Origin of the sequence: Paraburkholderia aspalathi (assembly GCF_905220735.1) — a bacterium.
Classification (GTDB): domain Bacteria; phylum Pseudomonadota; class Gammaproteobacteria; order Burkholderiales; family Burkholderiaceae; genus Paraburkholderia; species Paraburkholderia aspalathi.
Genome location: NZ_CAJNBA010000008.1, coordinates 171,751 through 193,140, shown reverse-complemented (window position 1 = coordinate 193,140; position 21,390 = coordinate 171,751). Strand labels below are relative to the sequence as shown.

The window sequence follows — 21,390 nt, the reverse complement described above, 5'->3', positions numbered from 1 at the left end:
ACCATAGCGAGTCGGTCCCACCCCTTCCCATCCCGAACAGGACCGTGAAACGACTCCACGCCGATGATAGTGCGGATTCCCGTGTGAAAGTAGGTAATCGTCAGGCTCCCCTGCAAGTCCAGAAACCCCACCCCATAAAGGTGGGGTTTCTGCGTTTACGGCTCTGAAGAAAATTCCGTCAGCAACGCTACTCACTCCTTCCCGATCCGCAGCGCGTTCGCGTACCCCGTCAACTCCAGATAGGCACGTCCAACTTCCGCGCCGTCACGGCTCACCCGCACTGCACCCTCCCAATACACTGCACCCGTCGACTGACGGGAATCGAGTTCCTGGTCGTCCATCAACGGATCGAGGCGCCACGTAAGCGCGCCGGTTTTGACCGTCATCGATACGGGATACGACGTGTTCGTGCGTGGCGAGCGCCATGTGCGAATTGGAGTGAAATCGACCTGATCGCGGCCGAACGTTGCCACTTGGCCGTCGCGATTTCTGAGTGCAGCATGTGCCCATGTTGCGTGTCCATCGCGACTGCGAACCTTGAAAGCCATCAAGGCTGAACCGTCCGTCAGATTGGCGCCGAGCCAATCCCATCCGACCGCGTCGGAATCCAGCAACGTGCTCGACCATTCGTGATCGAGCCACGCCGCGCCGGTAACGGCCGTTTCACCCGTCGATTTGCTGCCTGCCGAGACCGGTCGAACTACGCTGCCAGTCACGCGCAATTGTGGCTCGCTGTAGTAATAGCTTGCCTGTTCCGGCCGCGGACCCTTGCGCGAGTAGCCGTGTTCGCCCTGGACCAAAGGAGCCTGCGTCGGCGTCAGTGCGAGGCGCAGCGCGAATCCGTTCGCGTCCACTGTAACGTCGTAGTGACCGTCGTCGGCACGGACGATTTTCCATGCATCGAGTTTGACGTCGGTATTGTCCGACTTCGCATACGCCAACCCGAAGCCTTGGCGGGCAATGCGCTGATCGTGCGTCAGATGACCAAGCGCAGGATCGCTTAACGCGGCGTGGGCAATGATCAATTGCGATGGTGCGAACGCACTCGGGTCCGCTGCGTCGTGACCGGTTGCCGAGCGAAAGAAGGTGATCTGGAAACCGAGCGGCTGATTGTCCGGTGTCGTGAGCCAGCCTGTTGCGTACCACCACTCGGTGCGAAAAGCCGGGTGTGCGCCGCTATCTTGCGGCAGCACGATCGAATGGTCCGGCGTGACCGCTGTGAACTCCGGTGTCGCGGCTACCGCAGATGCTGTAGCCACCAAACCCAAGCAAAGCAACGCCGCATGAATCGCAGCGTTCAGCCTTCGTGCACTTGCCAGGCGCCGCGGCGCAGCCGATGACCTGCCTGAAACGCTGTGCGCCAGGCGGACGCGACCAGTTCGACAGGAACATGTAGTCACTCGACACGCCACTTGATACATCGCTCGATACGCCGACCCATACGCCGCGTCATACATCGATTCCCGCACCACCTCCCGCGACGACCCACCCATCACCAATCCTCCTTCACCGCGCGCACCGCATCCACCGACACCGCGCCTCGTCCCGCAATCACCGCAGTCGAACACGACGAAGCCAGCATCACCAACGCCACCGTGCCGAGCACTGTCCATGGAACGTGCAGCGACATGCTCCAGTGAAACGACTGCGGATTGACGACGAACACCAGGATCAGGCTGATCGCGAATCCAAGAACGAAGCCCATCGCGATGCCGCAAGCGGTGAGCATCCCGCCTTCGAGCGCAAGAATCGCGAGAACCTGCGAGCGGGTCACGCCCACATGCCGCAGCATGCCGAACTCACGGGCCCGTGCGAGTGTCTGCGCGGAAAACGTCGCCGCGACGCCGAACAGGCCGATCACGATCGCGACTCCCTCGAGAAGATAAGTGACGGCAAAACTTCGATCGAAAATGACCAGCGTACGCGCGCGGATTTCACCCGGTTGAGACAGGTTCAGCGATGTACCAAAGGGCAGCGCACGCAGGCCGGCCATCACGCGTTCGACGCTCGTTCCCGGTTGAACGGTAACGGCCACATCCGTCGCACCGGTGTCGGCGGTTAGGCGTCGATAATCCGCAAGCCGTATCTGAATCGCACCGGTCTGCCGCACGTAATCACGCCATACACCGGCTACAACGAACACGTGGCCGCGCTCACCAAGCGGTAACTGTACGCGCTGACCAAGCTTGTACCCATACAGATCGACCATTGCTTCGGATACCCAAACAGGTGTCTCGCCATCAAGCAACGCGGAAGGAGGCAGCACCGGCCCGGTCATCTGCAGATTCGCGCCCGGATCAGCGGCGTCGATTTCACGGGCGAGCACAGCGATGTCCGGCCGTGCAGGATCGAGCGTGAGATGCGAGGTGCGAGCGAACGCTGCCGTCTTGATGCCGGGCACGGTACGCAGCAGAGTCTGTTCGTCGGGGCGCAAGCCACCGGTGTCGCCGTTCGGTGCCACGCGAACGTACAGATCGGCCGAGAGCAGGTGGCCCAACCAGTCTTCGACAGAAACACGGAAGCTCGCCACCATGATCGCCATCGCGACGATCAGCGCGAAGCTCGACAGCACGCCGCCCATTGCGATGGATGCATGGCCCGGCGCATTCGCGAGGCGCGCCAATGCCAACGTGCTCGCCGCGCCGGCCCGACGCCGCGCGCCCAGGGCACTGCTTGCCGCGCCAAAGATCAAAGCCGTCACGCGCGGCATCAGCGCAATCCCACCGACCAGCAACAGCGCAACCGCCAGATAGCCGCCAATAGGCGCATCGAACAGAGGCGGCACTTGAGTGAGCACGGCGGCAACCAGCAGACATGTCAACGCGGGCCAAGGCGTAGCGAGCCGGGCTAGTGCGCCTTCTTCGGCACCGGCTTTGAGCGCCGCCGCGGGCTGCGCACGCGCCGCCTCCAACGCGGGGGCAAGACTGCCTAATACCGACACGGCGATGCCGAGCATCAGAAATAGTGCGGTCGCGAGCGGCTCGAAACCGACGCGCGGTTGCACGCCGGGAAAGTAGCCGCCGCCCAGATCGCTGCCGAAAAAACGCAACGCGCCGCTCGCCATCGCATAGCCAAGCGCGAGTCCGGACAGCGAACCGAGGAGGCCGAGCAGTGCGCCTTCCATCAGGATCTGGCGCAGCAACTGGCCGCGCGTCAGTCCAAGCACACGCAGCATTGCGAACTGGGCACGGCGCCGCACGACACCCAGCGCTTGCGTCGAAAACACGAGGAACGCGCCAGTGAAAAGCGCCACCAGCGCGAGCACATTCATATTGATCCGATAGGCGCGCGACAAACGATCGGTGCGGCTTTCGGCATCGCGCGTCTCGGAGATCACCCACCGGCTGCCGAGTTGCGCTTGCAGATCACGTTTGAAGCGTTCGCGATCGACGCCGCGTTCGAGTTCCACGTCGATGCGCGACAGCTTGCCCACCTTGCCGAACTTCCACTGAGCGGCGGCAATATCCATCACCGCAAGCCGCTGACCCGGCCGCGTTCTTACGAGACCGCCGGCCACGCGAAAGTGCACGATCGACGTGCCGCTTTGCAGCGCCACGTCATCGCCGATTTTCACGTTCAACCATTGTTGCGCGGCCGCCGAGAGAAACACCGTATCAGCCGCGAGCGTATCGAACGGCCGATCGGGCGACGGCACGCCAATCAGATCAGGCGCAATGCGGCTTGCCTTGAAGACATCGATACCGAGTACGGGCAATGCGGCGCTCTGATCCGGCACGGTGACGTCGAGAGCGAGTACGGGACTCGCCAGCGCCACGCCAGGCTCAGCGGACAAACGCGGGTAGATGGATTCGTCGAATAAAGGTTGCGCACCGCGCACCAGCAGATCGGCCTCGCCCGACAGGCTGCGCGCCGCCGCCGAGAACTCGTTGAAAGCCGCACTGTTGATCAATTGAACGGCGTAGCCAAGCGCGACGCCGAGCGCGATCGTTGCGATCGCAACCAGTGCGCGTCCGCGATGACTGCGCCACTCTGCGCCCAACAGCCAACGCGCGAGCCTGCGATGACCTCGCATTCGCGGCAGCGGGCGCGGGTCAGCGTGCATCATCAGCTGAACGCGCAGCGGATCGAGCGTCGGGGGCCGAGCCGGAAAAGGCGTTGCGCCCCAATGAAGCATGCAAACCGCCGTCGCTCAGAATCAGAATGCGGTCCGCCACTGCCGCGGCCGCCTCCGAGTGCGTGACCATGATGGTGGCCGCACCGGTTGCCTTGCTTTGCGTGCGGAACAGGCCGAGTACTTCGTGTGCGGTATCGGGATCGAGGTTGCCGGTGGGTTCGTCGGCGAGAATCAGTTTCGGACGATGCACGAGCGCCCGCGCAATGGCGACGCGTTGCAACTCGCCGCCCGACAACTGCCGCGGAAAATCATCGCCACGGCCGCTCAAACCCACGGCCGCGAGCATCTCGAGCGCGCCGGCCATGGGCAGCTCGTTTAACAGCAGCGGCAACGCGACATTCTGCGCAAGCGTCAGATGAGGCAGTACGTGAAACGCCTGGAACACGAAGCCCAGTTTTTGCCGGCGCAACCGCGTTGCCGCGTTGTCATCCAGATGCGAGACTGCGCTGCCGTCGATGATCACGTCGCCGCTATCCGCGCTGTCGAGCCCGGCAATGAGATTGAGCAACGTCGATTTGCCGACGCCGGAGTCACCCATGATCGCGACGAATTCACCTGGCGCGAGCGTGAAATCGAGGTGCGCCAGCACGATGCGGCCAGTGCCGTAAGTCTTGCCAAGCCCGCGGCATTCGAGCGCGGGAACGACACCTTCATCACGAAGCAGCATGCGGTATCCGATAAGTCTGGCCGGTGAGGGCGGCGTCCAACCATGCGAAGAACTTCCGTACTACGCACGAGCGTCGGCCCCTGAACCGCCGAAGTATATTCGGGTTCTGTAAGGCTCGCAGGCGAGCGCCGCCATAGCCCGATACCCGTCCGATAATGAACCGCCGCCCAGATCGACAGGGTCTTTTCGGGCTCGCGCCGACGCTTCTTTAGAGTGCCGGATCAAAAAAATTTTCTGCTCGCGGACGCGCTAAATTTTCGCCGGCGGCTCGAAATCGGCTTCGATGGCGTGTCGTGCACCAGAATGATTTATTTCGGCGCGATCGTCTCGTCTAAGCGCTTATGCAAGAGTGGCTAATCGCCCGCCAATTGCTTGCTTCTTCATGTAAAAAGCATGGTGTATACCCTGGGAAAATTGCTTTGTGCGTCTGCACATTTTTCGGCGTTTCGCAAGGGCAGGCGTGGCAACAATGCATTACCAAGGGCGTTGCAGCGTTGTTGCGCTGCAAAAGTATTCTTATCTTGGTAATCTCCCACCCTTGGTCATTCGACTGCGGGTAAACGTGAGGCAGGCAGCACTGCTTCCACGTCAATTTCAGCGAAATCCAGCCTACATATCCATTTCAATGCTTTCGTTTTTGAAGGCATTGATGCGGCGTTTTGTATTTCAAGTTTTCAACTGAACACATGCCATTGCCTCCGCTTCTTAGCCTACTCATCTGGATCCCTATTGTCGCCGGCCTGGTGGTTTTGCGTGCCGGATCGGACGCGGCACGTAGCCGCACGCGATGGCTCGCGTTGATCGGCGCGATAGCGGGTTTCCTGCCGGTGATTCCGCTCGTATCGAATTTCCGCAACGACGTGACGTCGATGCAGTTCGTCGAGAACGTTCGCTGGTCGCCCACGTTCGATATCGCGTGGCACGTGGGGGTGGATGGCATTTCGCTGTGGCTCGTCGCCTTGACCGCGCTGACCACGATCATCATCGTGGTCGCCTCGTGGGAGTCGATCACCGAGCGCACCGCGCAGTACTTCGGCGCCTTCCTGATGCTGTCGGGTTTCATGCAGGGCGTGTTCACGTCGATGGACGGCATGCTGTTCTTCATCTCGTTCGAAGCGACGCTGATTCCGCTGTACCTGCTGATCGGGACATGGGGCAATTCGAACCGCTCGTATGCCGCGGTGAAGTTCTTCTTCGTCTCGTTCCTCGGCTCTTTGATGATGCTGATGTCGATGCTGTACCTGTATGCGCAGACGCACAGCTTCGACCTCGCGCTGTGGCGTGAAACTCGCCTCGGCACCTGGCCGCAGGTCCTGATCTTCCTCGGCTTCCTTGCTGCGTTCGGTGTGAAGGTGCCGATGTGGCCGCTGCACACGTGGCTGCCTGACGTCCACCTCGACGGCCCGACCGGCGCCGCGGTAATGATCGGCATGCTCAAGCTAGGCGGCTACGGTCTGCTGCGTTTCGCGTTGCCGATCGCCCCGCAAGCCAGTCATTTCTTCGCGCCGATGATGATCACGCTGTCGCTGGTCGCGGTGATCTATTCGAGCCTGCTGGCACTCGTGCAGACCGACATGCGCCGCCTGCTCGCGTATTCGACGATCGCGCACATGGGCCTCGTGACGCTCGGCCTGTTCGTCTTCAACCGCATCGGCCAGGCCGGCGCGATCGTGCAGATGCTGTCGTATGGCGTGGTGTCCGGCGCGATGCTGCTGTGCACGGGCATGCTCTTCGACCGCACGAAGACGGCTTCGATCGCTGAATACGGCGGCGTCGCCAACACCATGCCGCGCTTCGCTGCGTTCGTGATGCTGTTCTCGATGGCCAATATCGGCCTGCCGGGCACCTCGGGTTTTGTCGGCGAGTTCATGGTGTTGATGGGCGCGATCCGCTTCAATTTCTGGATCGGCGCCATCGCGGCCTCGACGCTGGTCCTGAGCGCGGCCTACACACTGTGGATGTACAAGCGCGTGATTTTCGGCGCGATTGCCAATGCACGCGTCGCGAAGCTTCAGGACCTCGGCAAGCGCGAGTTCGTGCTGCTCGGCGCGATGGCTTTGCTGGTGCTGGCCATCGGTATCAATCCGAAGCCGTTCACCGATGCGATCGACCCGTCGGTCGGCACGCTGCTGGCGCAATCGGAACGTAGCCTGCATCCGTCAGACTCCGTACCGGCTGACGGTGGCGAGCACCTGCAGGCTGCGGCGCCCGCTACTGTCGCGGCACGCACACCGGGCTGATCGAAACAAGGCGCGTGTCGCAGGTGCAACATCCGTCGCCAGGATGCTGCCAGCGCGAGCGCGCTTTTTCGCACCCATACACACGTCCTTTTCGAGCATCCGGCGCAGCGTAACCTTCAGGTTACGCTGCGTTTTAATGCTTGTTTGAAGGGACTTTTGTGATCCGGCGATCCCGCCGGCACTTCGCAATAGCGCATTGCAAACCCTCACGTGCGCACAGCAGTGCGGCAACATGTCACACGGTGTTGCGGCGCAATAGATCGTTGCGAAAACGAGTGTTTATATCCCCTTGACGACCCCCTATTATGCGATCGCTTACTAATGGAGAGCGGTCGAATGACGTTCGTTGAAGTCGTAGAAGAAAGGCAATGGATATGAAAGGAAAAACGCTGCGAGGGTCGGCAGGTTTCCTTTCCGCCGGCCTTGTGTTGTTGCTCTCGGGTTGCAGCAACCTCGATGTTTTGAATCCGAAGGGGAGTGTGGGGCTGGCTGAACGTGAGCTGATTGCCACGTCGCTCTGGGCCATGCTGATCGTGGTCGTTCCGGTTATCGCGCTCACGCTGCTGTTCGCATGGCGTTATCGCGCGTCGAACCGGAATGCGGAGTACAAGCCGGGTTGGGTGCATTCCACCGGCATTGAAATCGCCATCTGGACGATTCCGACGCTGATCATTCTGTTCCTCGCCGTGCTGACGTGGAAGAGCACGCACGAGCTCGATCCGTATAAACCGCTCGAATCGCAGGTCAAGCCGATCAACGTCGAAGTCGTCGCACTCGACTGGAAGTGGCTCTTCATCTATCCCGACCTCGGCATTGCATCGGTGAACCAACTGGCGTTCCCGGTCGGCACGCCGGTGAACTTCCTCATCACGTCCGACACGGTGATGAACTCCTTCTTCATTCCGCAACTCGGCGGCCAGATCTACGCGATGGCGGGCATGCAAACGCGTCTGCATCTGATCGCCGACGAGGCCGGCAACTACGCAGGCACCGCGGCGAACTTCAGCGGCAAGGGCTTCTCGGACATGAAGTTCCGCGCGCTCGCCACGTCGCCCGACGAGTTCAACGCGTGGGTCAGCAAGGTACGCGCCTCGTCCGACCGTCTCGACATGGACCGCTATCACGCGATGTCGGCGCCTACCGAGAAGGAGCCGGTGCGCTACTTCTCGTCGGTCGATCCGAAGCTCTTTCACAACATCATTGCCCGATACAACAACGGTAACGTCCTCGACAACATGAACGACGCTAACTGTGCGCCAAAGGGTAAGGGGTAACGCATGTTCGGAAAACTTACGCTCGATGCGATTCCGTACCACGAGCCAATCATCGTGGGCGCGGGCATCTTCATGGCGCTCGTCGGATTGGCTGTGCTCGGCACGGTCACCTATCTCGGCAAATGGCGCTACCTGTGGACGGAATGGCTGACCTCCGTCGACCATAAGAAGCTCGGCATCATGTACATCATCGTGGCGATGATCATGCTGCTGCGCGGCTTCTCGGACGCGATCATGATGCGTCTGCAGCAGGCGCTCGGCTACATGAGCCCAGGCTATCTGCCGCCGCATCACTACGACCAGGTGTTCACGGCCCACGGCGTCATCATGATTTTCTTCATGGCGATGGCGTTCATGATCGGCCTGATGAACCTGATCGTGCCGCTGCAGATCGGCGCGCGCGACGTTGCGTTCCCCTTCATCAACTCGTTGAGCTTCTGGATGACCGCTGTCAGCGCGATTCTGATCAACGTGTCGCTGGTGATCGGTGAGTTCGCGCAAACAGGTTGGTTGGCTTATCCGCCGCTGTCGGAGTTGCAGTTCAGTCCGGGTGTCGGGGTCGACTATTACCTGTGGAGTTTGCAGCTCTCCGGTATCGGCACCTTGCTCACCGGCGTGAACTTCTTCGCGACCATCGTGAAGATGCGGGCCCCGGGCATGACCTGGATGAAGATGCCGGTGTTCACGTGGACCGCGCTCTGCACCAACGTGCTGATCATGGCCTCGTTCCCGATCCTGACCGTGACGCTCGCGTTGCTCGGTCTGGACCGCTACCTCGGCATGCACTTCTTCACGAACGACGGTGGCGGCAACGCCATGCTGTACCTGAACCTGATCTGGGCATGGGGTCACCCGGAGGTGTACATCCTGATCCTGCCGGCGTTCGGTATTTTCTCGGAAGTCGTGGCCACCTTCGCCAAGAAGCCGCTGTTTGGCTACAAGACGATGGTATGGGCGACCTGCGCGATCATGGTGTTGTCGTTCCTCGTGTGGCTGCACCACTTCTTCACGATGGGTTCGGGCGCTGACGTCAACGCGTTCTTTGGTATTGCGACGATGGTGATTGCGATTCCGACCGGCGTGAAGGTGTTCAACTGGTTGTTCACGATCTACAAGGGCCGTCTGGAATTCACCACGCCTGTACTGTGGACGATCGGCTTCATGATCACGTTCACGATCGGCGGGATGACCGGCGTGATGATGGCGATCCCGGGCGCGGACTTCGTGCTGCACAACAGCCTGTTCCTGATCGCTCACTTCCACAATGTGATCATCGGTGGCGTGCTGTTCGGTTATCTGGCCGGTTTCAACTACTGGTTCCCGAAAGCGTTCGGTTTCAAGCTGAACGAAAAACTCGGCAAGGCTGCGTTCTGGTTCTGGCTGGTCGGTTTCTATGTCGCGTTCATGCCGCTGTACGTGCTCGGCTTCATGGGCATGACGCGTCGTCTGAACCACTACGACAATCCGGCATGGCATCCGTGGCTGATCCTCGCTGCGTTCGGCGCAGGGCTGATCGCTATCGGTATTGCTTGCCAGCTGGCGCAGCTGTACGTCAGTATCCGCGACCGCAATCTGCCGCAAAATCGCGACGTCTCGGGCGATCCGTGGAACGGTCATACGTTGGAATGGGCGATGAGCTCGCCGCCGCCGGTGTACAACTTCGCGATCATCCCGACGGTGCGCAAGCTGGACGCGTTCACCGACATGAAGTCGCGTAAAGCGCCGCAAGCAGAGCCGGTGTATCGCGACATTCATATGCCGTCGAATACGTCAGCGGGTCTGCTGGTTGGCCTGTTCTCGCTGGCGCTCGGTTTTGCCGGTGTGTGGCACATCTGGTGGCTGGCGATCGTCGGCCTGGTCGGCGCAATCGGCACGGTGATCATCTATAGCTTCCAGGACAACGACGGCTATTACATCCCGGCCGACACGGTCGCGTTGATTGAAGAAAAACGCTCCGGCGCTGGTGCCCACATTGCGGTTGAGGTGGACTGATGCTACAGAAGACTATTGCGGTTCAACCGCATCTCGCGCCGGACCATGTGCCGTCGCAATCGGTATTCGGTTTCTGGCTGTACCTGATGACCGACTGCATCATCTTTGCCGCGCTCTTCGCCGTATTCGCGGTGATGGGCCATCAGTTCGCGGGTGGCCCGACCGGTAAAGATCTGTTCGAGATCCCGGGCGTCGCGCTTGAAACGTCGATGCTGCTGTTGAGCAGTATCACGTACGGTTTCGCGATGCTGGGCGCGCACAAGAACCGGAAGGGCGTGCTGCTCTTCTGGCTCGGCGTGACCTTCCTGCTGGGTCTCGCGTTCCTCGTGCTGGAAATGCGCGAGTTCTCGCACCTGATCGCACAGGGTGCGGGCCCGAGCCGCAGCGCGTTCCTGTCGTCGTTCTTTACGCTGGTTGGCACGCACGGTTTGCACGTTACTTGCGGCCTGATCTGGATGGTGGTGCTCGCCGTGCAGGTGATGCGTCATCGCGATCTGACCGAACGCGACATGATTCGCCTGACGTGCCTGAGCCTGTTCTGGCACTTTCTGGACGTCGTGTGGATTGGCGTCTTCACCTTTGTCTATCTTGCGAGCGTGATCTAAATGGACCATAGCCATCACTCACACCTGGCGCACCCGGACGAAGGACACGGCGGAGAAAGTCACGGCAGCTTCGGCAGCTATACGGTGGGTTTCATTCTCTCCGTCATCCTGACTGCCGCGGCTTTCGGTCTCGTCCTCAACGGGACGTTGACCGGCGAGAACGCTTTGCTTGCAATCGCGGGCCTCGCGTTCGTGCAGATCGTCGTGCACCTGATTTTCTTCCTGCACATGAACGCGTCGTCGGCACAGCGCTGGAACGTCATGGCGTTCGGCTTCACGGTGCTCACGGCCGTGATTCTGATCGTCGGGTCATTGTGGATCATGCATAACGTCAGCATGCATATGATGTCCCGCTAGGCGGAAAACGTAGCCACTTGAGAAAAAGCCCCGCAAGGTGAAAACTTTGCGGGGCTTTTTACGTTTTCCGGCGCGACGGTTATGTACGGGGTGTGAGTCTCTGCCGGAAACGCCATGACGTATGGTGGATTCCGTTGCGGGTCCAGCGGATTGCTTTGAGCAGCGGCCGCATGCGGTTGCCACGAACCTGTTCGAGCGGTCGTGCGGCCTGCGGCGCGAGCTGTTCGATTACCGCTTCCGGCGTTGTGAAAAGACGCGTGTGCCAGTCCCAGTAGAGCGGGTAACGTAGCAGCACGCCCGCGCATAACATGTCCAGCGTTAGCGTGCGATGCCGCCATGGCACCGGTGCGAGTGCGTCGTGCGTTAGTCCCCAGCCCGCATAGAAAGGCAGCCCGTACGTGAAGACCGCTTTGCCGCGCAACAATGCATCGAAGCCTGCGAGCGATGAGAGTGTGTGCACTTCGTCCGCCACGTCGACGAGCGACAGCAAGTCGGCTTCCGTATCGACCATGTCCGCGAGTTGCTGCGCATCGATCAGTCCATTGCGATTACCCGACAGCACATCCGGATGCGGTTTGTAGACCACGAAAGCGTCGGGACGCAGCCTGCGTACTTCGCGTAGTAGCGCGTCGGCCGTGCCGATGGCGCGTGTGCCGAGCCGGATCGATGCGTCGTCGGCGACCTGGCCCGGGACCAGTACGACTTGTTTGCCTTTCGGTGCGGTCCACGCAGGGCGACGTCGGCCCAGGTTGTATTTGGTGACACCGAGCCTGACAACCTGATCGCGCAGTGCCGCGGCGCGTGCCAGTTCGGTTGCGCTGAACTCGCTTTCGTTGAGCAGCACGCTGAGATCGCTCGGCTGGCTCGCGTCGAAATAGAGGCCGCGCCGGTCGATCACCTGACTGCGCGGCGCGATCATGTCGGAGCCGAGACCTGTCGAATGAAAGAAACCGTCTTCGATTCTGACCTGGCGAACCCCGGGCGCAAGACCTTCCGCGCTGCGCGCGCCCCACAATACTGCGCATTCGTTCGTTTGCACGGACTGCGGCCTGCGCGTCCAGCGTAACGTAGCGCCGCCGGCGCTTACGTACGGCGTCGCAAACGGGCGCTTCCACCATTGAAAGCGTATCCCTGCTACGTGCTGCAAATCCGCGAATCGATGCTGGACGGTCCGCTGCAGCTCGATGCTGTCGAGCAGATCGTCGAGCGTGCCAGGCGTGTGCGTGAACGGATTCAGATAGCGTGTGAAGCGCAGGAAGACCACGTCGAATAGGGCGGCGAGCGTGGGCCGTGCGCTGCGGTTCGGCAAGTGCAGATCGTCGTCGGTCAATCCCCAGCCTGCGTAATAGGGCGCGCCGAATACATGTACGGGCACGCCGGCCATCAGCGCATGCATGCCCTCCGAGGCGCCCAGCGTGTAGACGTGATCGACATGAGGCAATGCGGCGCACAGCGATTCGTGATCGGCAAGGGGGCGAACGTCTGGCGGCATACCGTCAATCGACGAAGAAAGCCAGCGCCCCGCACCTTTGTCATCCGATCGGGCGATCCAGAATTCGGCTTGCGGATGGGCTGACCGTGCGGCTTGCACCATCCGCAAGAAGGCGCGACGAGTGTTGCGAGCCGCTATTACGCCGAGTCCATAAGAACGGGCACGCTCGTCAATCAGCATGACGCGAGTTAGGCGTTTGGTCTCGAGCAATGCGGCGGGGCAGCCGTATTGCGTCCGACGCTTTGTCGAGGCATGGCTGTGCACGAACCTTTGCATCAGTCGCTCGACTTCGGGAGGGACGCCGGCGTTCCGACCGTGTTCGAGCGCGACGGTGAGTGCCGAATTGATCGCGACAGCGAAAGCATCGGCGCTAGCATCGGTCACCGGTGCCGTGAACCACGACAACAGGGGTGTACCGGATACGCCTCGCGACCAGACCGGCCCGGGCCACGCGACGCTGACGCTCTTGCCGCAGACGCGGGCGAGGCGCAGTGCGAGGCGGCCGAACCATCGATCGATCCACAGATGTTCCGAACGCACTCTCATCTAACGCAACGTCTCAAGAAAGCCGTCGACATGCTCGAAATGCTCCGCCCATGTCGGTTCGCGAAAGCGTTCGATGCGTGTCAATTGTGCGTCGCGCGCCGGGCTGCTGGCTTGGGCATAGGCCTGGATGCTGGCGAGCCAGCCGGGACCGTCAAGCGGGTCGAGATAGTCCGGAATGTCGTCGGCGATTTCATGGAAAACGTCGAGGTCGCTGGCGAGCACCGGCACCTTGAGGGCGAGCGCTTCGGCGAGCGGCATGCCGTATCCCTCGACAAATGATGGGAACAGTAGCGCCTGAGCGTGCTGCAGATAAGCGTGAAGCTGCTCGTCGGAGCAGTGTGCTTCTTCTATCACGACGCCTTTGAGGCTTTCGCAGCGCTCCAGCATATCCACAACGTTTTCGCATTCCCAGCCGCGCCGGCCGATTACAACCAGCTTCGGTGCGGCTGCGCCGAGTTGTTCGGCGATACGCCGCCATACATGCAGGATGAACCAGTGGTTCTTGCGCGGCTCGATCGTGCCGAGCATCACGAAGTAGGGTGAGGGCAGTGGGCGCTCTACGAGTGGGCGTTGGGTGACGCCTGAGGCGAGGCGTGCGACTACGCTCGGCGGGAGCTTGAGACCGGCGCGCTCGGCTTCGACCGCGAGCGAGTCGAGTGTGGCTTGCGAATTGGCGATCAGGCCGCTCGCGTGCATCAGCGCTGTGTGCATGCGATGCCGGTGAGTTGCATCTACTCCCGGGCGGCAATATTCGGCGTGGGTTAACGGAATTAAATCGTGAACCATGAATACGGGGCGAACTTGACGCTGTGTCATGGCCCGGTAATAACGCCCGAATTCCATCCCGTTGTGACTCGTATGCAACAACACACCATTAAGTCTTGTTTCTCGCAAGCGATTAAGGCACGCGCGTACGACTAAGGCACGAATAGCGTTTCTATTGCGGATCGATGAGAGCAGCATTGCAAACGTTTGCTGTGAATCTCTCTCGGTTAAAACCGTGGCAAAGCCGCGCTCGCTAAGGATTGCGCGCGCTCGAGCGCCATACTTTTGAATGTAAGCAAGTCCGACACGGTCGATCCCGGTGGGCAGCAGCCCATTATTGAGGCGACTCACGAGGCGAGTAACGTCCAGAAAAATCGCGGGGTTCATACGGAAAATTCTTTCGAGGTCTTGGGAACTGTGTCAAAATGTAACATCGCGTAAGTCGCGCATTGTATTAGCGTTGCCGATGCCTGCAAAGCGCAATTTATCCCCGCGGTTTCCTTCCTCGCCAAGGTCTCCGAAAACAATAAAGGCAATCCTCGATTGCATGTTGCTTAACTAAGATGCGCATTTGTCTCGTTCTGAAATCGACTGCATTGGTCGTAGCTGCGGCATTCCTTGGCGCGTGCTCTAACATTCCTTCGGCAGGCCCGCGCGCAAGTCAGGTTGAGTCAACCCGGGCTGAACTAAGTGCAAAAGGTATTGAATTAATCGACATAAATGCCCAGGTAGTAAAGCAGCTGGCTTCGCGGCGCGCTTCTTCAACTTTTTCTGAGGCTTTCGGAAATCAAGCGCCTGCTCAAAAAGGTCTGGGGCCTGGCGATGTGCTTGACGTGACGGTATGGGAGGCCCCGCCGGCTGCGTTGTTTGGTGGGCTTCAGGCTGAGGGCCTAGCGCCGGCAGGCGGGCAATCAATTGCGTTGCCGAGTCAGGTCGTTGATAGCTCTGGTGGCATCTCGGTACCCTTTGTTGGCCGTATTCAGGCTGCGGGACTTTCCACTGAGCAACTGGGGGCCGAGATCGCCCGGCGTTTGAGGGGCAAAGCCAATCAGCCTCAGGTTCTGGTTCGCCTTGCGCAAAACCAGACATCGTTTATTACCGTGGTAAGCGATGGTGGGGGCGCCGTTCGGGTTCCTTTCACGCCAAAGGCGGAACGGCTGCTCGACGCATTGACAAGTGCGGGCGCGGCTCACCAGTCGTTGGATAAGCTTACTGTCCAAATCGTCCGCGGAAATCAAATTGCGCGCATGCCGTTTGCGCGGATCATTGATGATCCGCACCAAAACATACCGCTGTTTCCGGGCGACACTATTGCAGTCCTCTATCAGCCGAATACATTTACGGCGCTTGGTGCCACGGGTAAGAACGATGAAATCAGCTTCGAGGCTCCGGGTATTTCCCTTGCGCAAGCCTTGGCGAGAACGGGTGGCTTGAATGATAATCGGGCTGACCCTCGCGGTGTTTTCGTGTTTCGCATGGAGGAGCGTTTGCCCTCCGGCATGCCGGATGCGTCGCGCGTACAATCCACGGACGAAAAAGTGCCCGTTATTTATCGAATCGATCTAACGGATCCGGGTAGCTATTTCATCGCGCGCAGTTTTATGATCGACGACAAGGATATCGTCTATGTGGCCAATGCGCCTATCGCCGATCTCCAAAAGTTTCTCAATGTATTGTTCTCGGTTGCTTACCCGATTGTAAATTCAGTGAATTCATTTAAATGAATTTTTTTCAAGAAAATTTAATTCACTAGATATGTCGGGTATGAAAGATGTAGCTAATGTGTTGGCCGAAATTCACTCGATGGTTCAGGCGCGTGCGTATGACTCCGCCGTTAACCTCGCGACGCAACTGATCCAGCATTCGGAAGAGCATGCGGCGGTTTTCCGTGCGCGAAGTGGGGCACTGGCAAGTGCGGGGCGGATGGCTGAGGCTAGGAATGACGCTGCGCGCTGCCTTGAATTGGAGCCGGACAATCTCGATTACGTGATTCATGCTGCATCTCTGGCAGTCGAGGTCGGACGCCCACACGAAGCGATTGGATTGCTGAAAGATCGAATTGGCGATATGGGAGACGGCTCTGCTGAGCGAGTATTGAGTGGCGCATGCGCCGCTTCTGGTGAGTTTCGGCGTGCATTGCACTATGCGGAAATCGCGCTCGAGCGGCAGCCGCGTCATAGCGAATTCCGCGCGCACCGCGATGGACTCCAACGACAAATCGGTCGACAGATGCAGGTTGTGCGACGGGCGGCCAGCGTTGTGGCGCCCACCGTCAGGCCCCCAGCATCAGCTTTGCGTATGCAAGGCAGGGTTTTGTATGCTCTCGTTTTGCGTGAAATCGCAGGGCAATATGAGCGATCGCGCCTAGGATACCTCTGGGCAATCATTGAACCAATTGTGCACCTGATGGTGCTCGGTCTGTTCTTTTCGCTGCTCAATCATGCTACCGCGCCGCTTGGTCACAACCTGTACCTGTTTTATCTAACGGGACTTCTGCCGTTTTTCATGATCATTCACACCGGTTCGAAAGTCATGCACGGGCTTTCAGCAAACCGATCGCTGTTGCTACTTCCACCAATCAAAGCTCTCGACATTTTACTTGCGCGTGGTCTTCTTTCTCTGCTTACCGAATTGCTGGTGGCGATCCTGATACTGGGCATCTTCAATCTGCTTGGCATTTCCGCTGTACCGCAGGATAGTTTGCTCACCTTGGGTGCATTGCTGCTTGCGTGGTTCTTCGGTGTATCGCTCGGCATCTTTATGGCAATGCTGGGTGAACTCTTTGAGTCGTGGGAGATGATTTGGTCTCAGATCACGCGGGTAATGTACTTTTGCAGCGGTATCTTCTACGTCGCTGAAAAGATGCCCCCTCAGATTCGCGCAGTGCTCATTTGGAACCCTGTATTGCAATGCATTGAGTTATTGCGTTCAGGCTTTTATAGCGGTTTTGCTCCGCCGTGGCTACAGCCCGGGTACGTGCTGCTGGCGGCTATGGTTTTGCTGGCAGGAGGTGGGGCGCTCCTGCATCTGTTTTCCCGCCACATTGGAGCCGAGGAATGATCGAGTTTTCTCGGGTTTCGAAGGCATTCCGAACCACGCGCGGCAGTAAAGTGATTCTGGACGACGTTAGTTTTGTCGTTCCGAAGGGACGTAATCTAGCTATCCTCGGTCGCAACGGAGCGGGGAAGTCGACGTTGATTCGGCTCATTGCTGGTGCAGAGAAGCCCAGCAGCGGTGTAATTCGACGGAGTGGTGCGATTTCATTTCCGATGGCTCTAAGCAGTTTTTTCATTAGCGGCCTAAGCGCGCGCCAGAATGTGATCTTTGCGTCGCGCGTCTATGGCTATGCTCCGCATGAGGTGATGGAGTACGTGGAGGACTTCTGCGAGATCGGCGCGTATTTCGATATGCCGATTAAAACGTTCTCATCGGGCATGCGCGCCCGCTTGGCGTTTGGCCTAAGTCTCGCATTTCGATTTGATACTTATCTTATCGACGAAGTAACTGCCGTTGGAGACGCTGCGTTTCGCCAGAAAGCGCAGGCAGCACTCGACGAACGAATTCGCGAAGCGAATGTAATTTTGGTTTCGCACAATAATGATGTCCTTCGAGACTCATGTGACTGCGGTTTAGTACTCGATAGTGGTGCGGCTGTACTGTACGACGACATAGAGACTGCCATCCAAGCCTATACAGAAATTGTTCAATTCAATGGCCACTACTGATCCATTAAGCCTTCCGCACAATCCTCCCCTTGGCATTGCGTTGCCACGCGGCAAAGCTTTGCTGTTTTTGCTTATATGTGTGCTACCTACGATTCTCACGGCGATCTATTACGGGCTCGTGGCAAGGCCCGAATACGTCACGACTGTCACGTTCGGAGTGCGCCCAGCAGAGCCGGCGCAGACCAAGAATGAAGGGGCCGGCATTGCGCAAGCTGTGCCCTTCTCTTCAGAAGTTGGAATCACATCTTACGGGGTGGTGCAATATCTCGATAGCGAAGCATTTGTACGTGATCTTGGCGGACGGGTGAATCTCAATGATCTCTTTGGCCCAACACGCGGAGACCTACTGGATCATTTGCCGCTTGACGCCGACACTAATCAGAAGCAGCGCTTTCTCCGAGGCAAGGTCAAACCCTACTTTGACATCACGACTGGTCTTGTCACCGTTGAGTTGAAGGCATTTAGCGCCCAGGATTCATATGATTTGTCGCGCCATGTACTGGCGATATCGGAAGGGCTGATTAACGCTATCTCTGAGCGCGTACGGCACGACGCTGTTGAAAGTTCGAATCGAGATGTGGGGCGCGTCTTGCAACAACTCAACGAGAAGCGGTTTGAGTTGGCGCGTGCACGTAAGCAGTACGGCCTCGTTGATCCTTCAGCGCTAGCCCTGAATAATCTGCAGCTCGCCAATAAGCTCAAGGAGGATCTCATCACGTTACAGGCACAACGAGATGCGATGGGCACGGATCTGAGCGCCGACTCTCCCATCATGAAAAATCTGAATGGAAAAATAGGGGTGGTGGCGGCTGAGTTGCGTCAACTCAATAACACATCCGGCTTAGGGGCGAGCGCGCAAAGCTACGCGCCGCAACTTGAGCAGTTCGAGAATCTAAAGTCAGATATTAGTGTGCTCGAGAAGCAGTATGCGAATGCGTCGGATGCTCAGCAGCGGCAAATCACAAATGCGGAGCGGCAATCTTTGTATCTCATCAAGTTTGTCGACGCTGTCAAGCCAGACAGCGCGACTTGGCCTCACGGTTGGCGAATAGTGTTTTTTGCGTTGGTGGCAAGTTTCCTCGCTTGGGCAATCGTTGTGCTTGCTGTTCAGGCGACGCGAGATCACCTTACCTAAATATTGATTCAATTTGAAAGCAGGAAGCAGCCACTCGATTTGGAGCGCGCTGTCAATTTACTATTTCAAGAATGAAAATGACCTCTAAGTTCAACACTAACGGGAAGCCTAGGTTGGCGATCATTAGCACTTTCGACGAACTGTGTGGGATTGCTGGCTACACAAAGGCGTTGGTGCCACAGCTTGACGATTATTTTGATGTCACAGTTTTTGATCTTGATCAGTTTTTCTTTCGCAGCGAGGCTAAGTCGGTTCAGAAGCTCGCCGATATAGAAATTAGCAGGATCTGCGAAGAGCTTCGTGATTTCGATGTTGTCAATATCCAACTAGAGCACGGTACGCTAGGGCGTACCAAAAAGGCGATCTTTCGTCGATTTGAGAAAATCGTCAAAGCTTCACCGCGATTGTGCGTGACTTTCCATACCATCCTTCAGTCCTTGCCATTTCCCTGGCAGGACATTGCAGGCTCGGCCTTGAAATTTCGTTTCGGTAAAGCCGTCGGTGTCTGGCGTGCTCATGTTGGCAACAATTTGCTATCAACGGAGCTGTACAAAAGACTCAAGGCGAGCAAGGCGTCGGTGATCGTTCATACGCGCCGCGACATGCGGATGTTGAAGTACGTGCATCAGATCGACAAGGTGTTTGACCATCCCTTGGCTTTTTATCCCCAGCGAGTCGTCGACGAAGTCAAGCGCACGGCGCGTCGAAGTGATTTTCCGCGGCTTGGCAAGCTTCCAGACGATGCGATTGTGCTTGGCTGCTTCGGCTTTGTCAGCAAGTACAAGGGCATCGACGTAGCGCTGCGAGCTCTTCGGCTGTTACCTCCTAATTTTCATTTGGCCATATTCGGCGGCTTACACCCGAACGAGATTAAAAAAGGCGTTGCGCTAGACAGCTATCTATCTGATCTGGTGGACCAGATCGAGCCGGGGCGAAAGTGGCTTGACATTGAAGGTGAGGAGGATGCAAAGCTGAACTTGACACTCGGTGCAAGCGATTACGAGCGATTGAGCACGTCTAAGCATCCCGCGGATCTTTCTTCGCGCGTCCATTTCATGGGCGCCTTGAAAGACGAGGACTTTCCCAAGGCAATGCATATCAGCGACATCGCATTGTTGCCGTACATGGAAGTTGGTCAGTCTTCTTCCGGGCCAATGTCCATCGCGCTCGAAATGGGCAAACCTGTCGTGGCATCTCGAACTAGGGCCTTTATGCAAATTGAGCGCTATCACCCTGACCGCATATCTCTGTTCGAGGTCGGAAATTTTCTGGAACTATCTCAAGTTGTCTCAGCCGTCGCGTCAGGAGGGCACAAATGTGACGCGACTACCTATGATACTGAGAGCAATGCCGGCGTCTATCGTCGAGCGCTTGGATACTAATGACACCCACAAAATCCATTGTCGTTTCCGGTTTTTGGGGTAGAGGGAATACTGGTGACGAAGCGATGCTGCAGCAGCTCTACCGGTTCCTTTCGCCTAAGTTTCCGGTCAAGCTGTCGCTAGACAAGCACGGGGCTCATGATGGCTTTTGGAACTGGTACCCATATCATTGCTGCGAAAGCGTGCATCAACTTGATGTTGGGCCGGTAGAGCCCGATCGCGCAGCGGCTTTGCATATTGGAGGTGGAGGATTAAGTTTCAGCTTTAATGGCGCGCAGTTACTTCATGCAATCCTCGGCAATGTGCCGGTTTTGATCGCAGGTGTTGATTTTCCTTCAGCAGCTGGAGACGCGTATTTGCGTGATCGATCACGAGCGGAATTGCTGACCCGCCATCTGGCGTTTGTGAGCTTCCGAACTCGGTGGAGCTTTGAGCGCTACTCGATGATGTCGAGCAAAGCACATCTAGGAGCCGATTGGGCTTGGGATTTACCAACCGGTGATGTTCCGGAAGATTGGAATGTCGCGGAAAACACAGTCACGATCGTTGTGCGGGAAGAAAACGGCGCAGAGTTCGCACCCGACGGTGGGCGCATTGAACTGCTTGCGCGCAAGCTTGAAAGCTTGGGATTTCAATGCCTGTTTTTGCCTTTTTCTCCGGAAGATGCGCGCGAAATGAGGGCGTATGCGTCAAGCGAACGGATTGCGCAGATGTGCGAGTGTTGGTGGAATCCGCAAGCCACCAAAGCTGTTTTGGCAAAAAGTCGCCTTGTGCTGTCGGTTGGGCGTTATCACCCGCTAATTTTTGGGGCAGCGCTAGGAAGACCTGTCGCATACATCGAGACACCACGGATACCGTGGCAATTGAAAATCGTGACTATCTGCGACGACCTTCACCTGCCGTTGTTTTCTTTGGCAGACGCTCTCGATCAGCCGTGGCGACTGATACGCGAAGCGGACGCGCGCGCGTCACTAGATCGATCCTTCTATTCTGAGCGGTTGGAGGATATGAAGTACCGATATATGCAGAAATTGAACTCATATTTATAGATTCAGTGCACCTCATAAGGTGTGCT

At 58.1% G+C, this 21,390-nt stretch carries 16 protein-coding genes and 1 rRNA gene; 12 read left to right on the top strand and 5 right to left on the bottom strand.

All coding sequences use genetic code 11. From position 1 onward, the window contains the following. Positions 1-106, top strand: a 5S ribosomal RNA gene (rrf, locus tag KHO30_RS33275); the annotation flags it as partial. Between the two features lie 85 nt (positions 107-191). On the opposite strand, the gene KHO30_RS33270 is transcribed toward rrf, so the two are convergent. From KHO30_RS33270 to KHO30_RS33260, 3 genes are all read right to left on the bottom strand, one after another. After that, on the bottom strand, positions 192-1,277 hold the full coding sequence (locus tag KHO30_RS33270) for a lipocalin-like domain-containing protein (protein ID WP_211703465.1): 1,086 nt from the start codon (positions 1,275-1,277) through the stop codon (positions 192-194). 215 nt (positions 1,278-1,492) lie between these two features. Then, the gene (locus KHO30_RS33265) at positions 1,493-4,066 is read right to left on the bottom strand and encodes an FtsX-like permease family protein (RefSeq protein ID WP_425312932.1); all 2,574 of its coding nucleotides are present in this window, start codon (positions 4,064-4,066) and stop codon (positions 1,493-1,495) included. Next, positions 4,053-4,802: an ABC transporter ATP-binding protein gene (locus KHO30_RS33260; protein WP_200654780.1), complete on the bottom strand. Its 750-nt coding sequence runs from the start codon at positions 4,800-4,802 to the stop codon at positions 4,053-4,055. Before KHO30_RS33260 ends, KHO30_RS33265 begins: the two co-directional genes overlap by 14 nt. Positions 4,803-5,488: 686 nt before the next feature. Between KHO30_RS33260 and KHO30_RS33255 the strand changes: the two genes are divergently transcribed. The 5 genes from KHO30_RS33255 (at position 5,489) to cyoD (ending at position 11,270) form a co-directional block, all read left to right on the top strand. Continuing rightward, entirely contained in the window at positions 5,489-7,042 is a 1,554-nt protein-coding gene (locus KHO30_RS33255; protein ID WP_093644582.1) for an NADH-quinone oxidoreductase subunit M, read from the top strand. Between the two features lie 374 nt (positions 7,043-7,416). Beyond that, the gene (gene cyoA, locus KHO30_RS33250; RefSeq protein WP_211703471.1) at positions 7,417-8,316 is read left to right on the top strand and encodes a ubiquinol oxidase subunit II; all 900 of its coding nucleotides are present in this window, start codon (positions 7,417-7,419) and stop codon (positions 8,314-8,316) included. 3 nt (positions 8,317-8,319) lie between these two features. Next, positions 8,320-10,308, top strand: coding sequence for a cytochrome o ubiquinol oxidase subunit I (gene cyoB / locus KHO30_RS33245; RefSeq protein ID WP_200622113.1), 1,989 nt, complete (start codon positions 8,320-8,322; stop codon positions 10,306-10,308). Continuing rightward, positions 10,308-10,913: a cytochrome o ubiquinol oxidase subunit III gene (gene cyoC, locus KHO30_RS33240; protein WP_054038616.1), complete on the top strand. Its 606-nt coding sequence runs from the start codon at positions 10,308-10,310 to the stop codon at positions 10,911-10,913. Before cyoB ends, cyoC begins: the two co-directional genes overlap by 1 nt. Then, a complete protein-coding gene (gene cyoD, locus KHO30_RS33235; protein WP_093644557.1) occupies positions 10,914-11,270 on the top strand; it encodes a cytochrome o ubiquinol oxidase subunit IV in 357 nt (118 codons plus the stop codon). It begins immediately after the preceding gene. 79 nt (positions 11,271-11,349) lie between these two features. Here the strand turns inward: cyoD and KHO30_RS33230 are convergent, their stop codons facing one another. Together KHO30_RS33230 and KHO30_RS33225 are read right to left on the bottom strand one after the other, a co-directional pair. Then, entirely contained in the window at positions 11,350-13,308 is a 1,959-nt protein-coding gene (locus KHO30_RS33230; protein ID WP_211703464.1) for a capsular polysaccharide biosynthesis protein, read from the bottom strand. Then, positions 13,309-14,460: a glycosyltransferase family 4 protein gene (locus tag KHO30_RS33225; RefSeq protein ID WP_211703463.1), complete on the bottom strand. Its 1,152-nt coding sequence runs from the start codon at positions 14,458-14,460 to the stop codon at positions 13,309-13,311. 176 nt (positions 14,461-14,636) lie between these two features. Here KHO30_RS33225 and KHO30_RS33220 point away from each other — a divergent pair, with 176 nt between their 5' ends. The 6 genes from KHO30_RS33220 to KHO30_RS33195 all read left to right on the top strand — a co-directional run bounded on the left by KHO30_RS33220 (position 14,637) and on the right by KHO30_RS33195 (position 21,364). Next, positions 14,637-15,797: a polysaccharide biosynthesis/export family protein gene (locus tag KHO30_RS33220; protein WP_211703462.1), complete on the top strand. Its 1,161-nt coding sequence runs from the start codon at positions 14,637-14,639 to the stop codon at positions 15,795-15,797. Between the two features lie 40 nt (positions 15,798-15,837). Then, entirely contained in the window at positions 15,838-17,133 is a 1,296-nt protein-coding gene (locus tag KHO30_RS33215) for an ABC transporter permease (protein ID WP_167378512.1), read from the top strand. Continuing rightward, on the top strand, positions 17,130-17,798 hold the full coding sequence (locus KHO30_RS33210) for an ABC transporter ATP-binding protein (RefSeq protein ID WP_093644547.1): 669 nt from the start codon (positions 17,130-17,132) through the stop codon (positions 17,796-17,798). The genes KHO30_RS33215 and KHO30_RS33210 overlap by 4 nt, the downstream gene beginning before the upstream one ends. Next, on the top strand, positions 17,785-18,933 hold the full coding sequence (locus KHO30_RS33205) for a KpsE/RkpR family capsule polysaccharide export protein (protein ID WP_211703461.1): 1,149 nt from the start codon (positions 17,785-17,787) through the stop codon (positions 18,931-18,933). Before KHO30_RS33210 ends, KHO30_RS33205 begins: the two co-directional genes overlap by 14 nt. Before the next feature lie 77 nt (positions 18,934-19,010). Continuing rightward, positions 19,011-20,315 carry a glycosyltransferase gene (locus KHO30_RS33200; RefSeq protein WP_167378511.1) on the top strand — a complete coding sequence of 435 codons (1,305 nt, stop codon included), beginning with the start codon at positions 19,011-19,013 and terminating at the stop codon, positions 20,313-20,315. Then, entirely contained in the window at positions 20,315-21,364 is a 1,050-nt protein-coding gene (locus KHO30_RS33195) for a polysaccharide pyruvyl transferase family protein (RefSeq protein WP_093644541.1), read from the top strand. Before KHO30_RS33200 ends, KHO30_RS33195 begins: the two co-directional genes overlap by 1 nt. Positions 21,365-21,390: the final 26 nt, after the last annotated feature.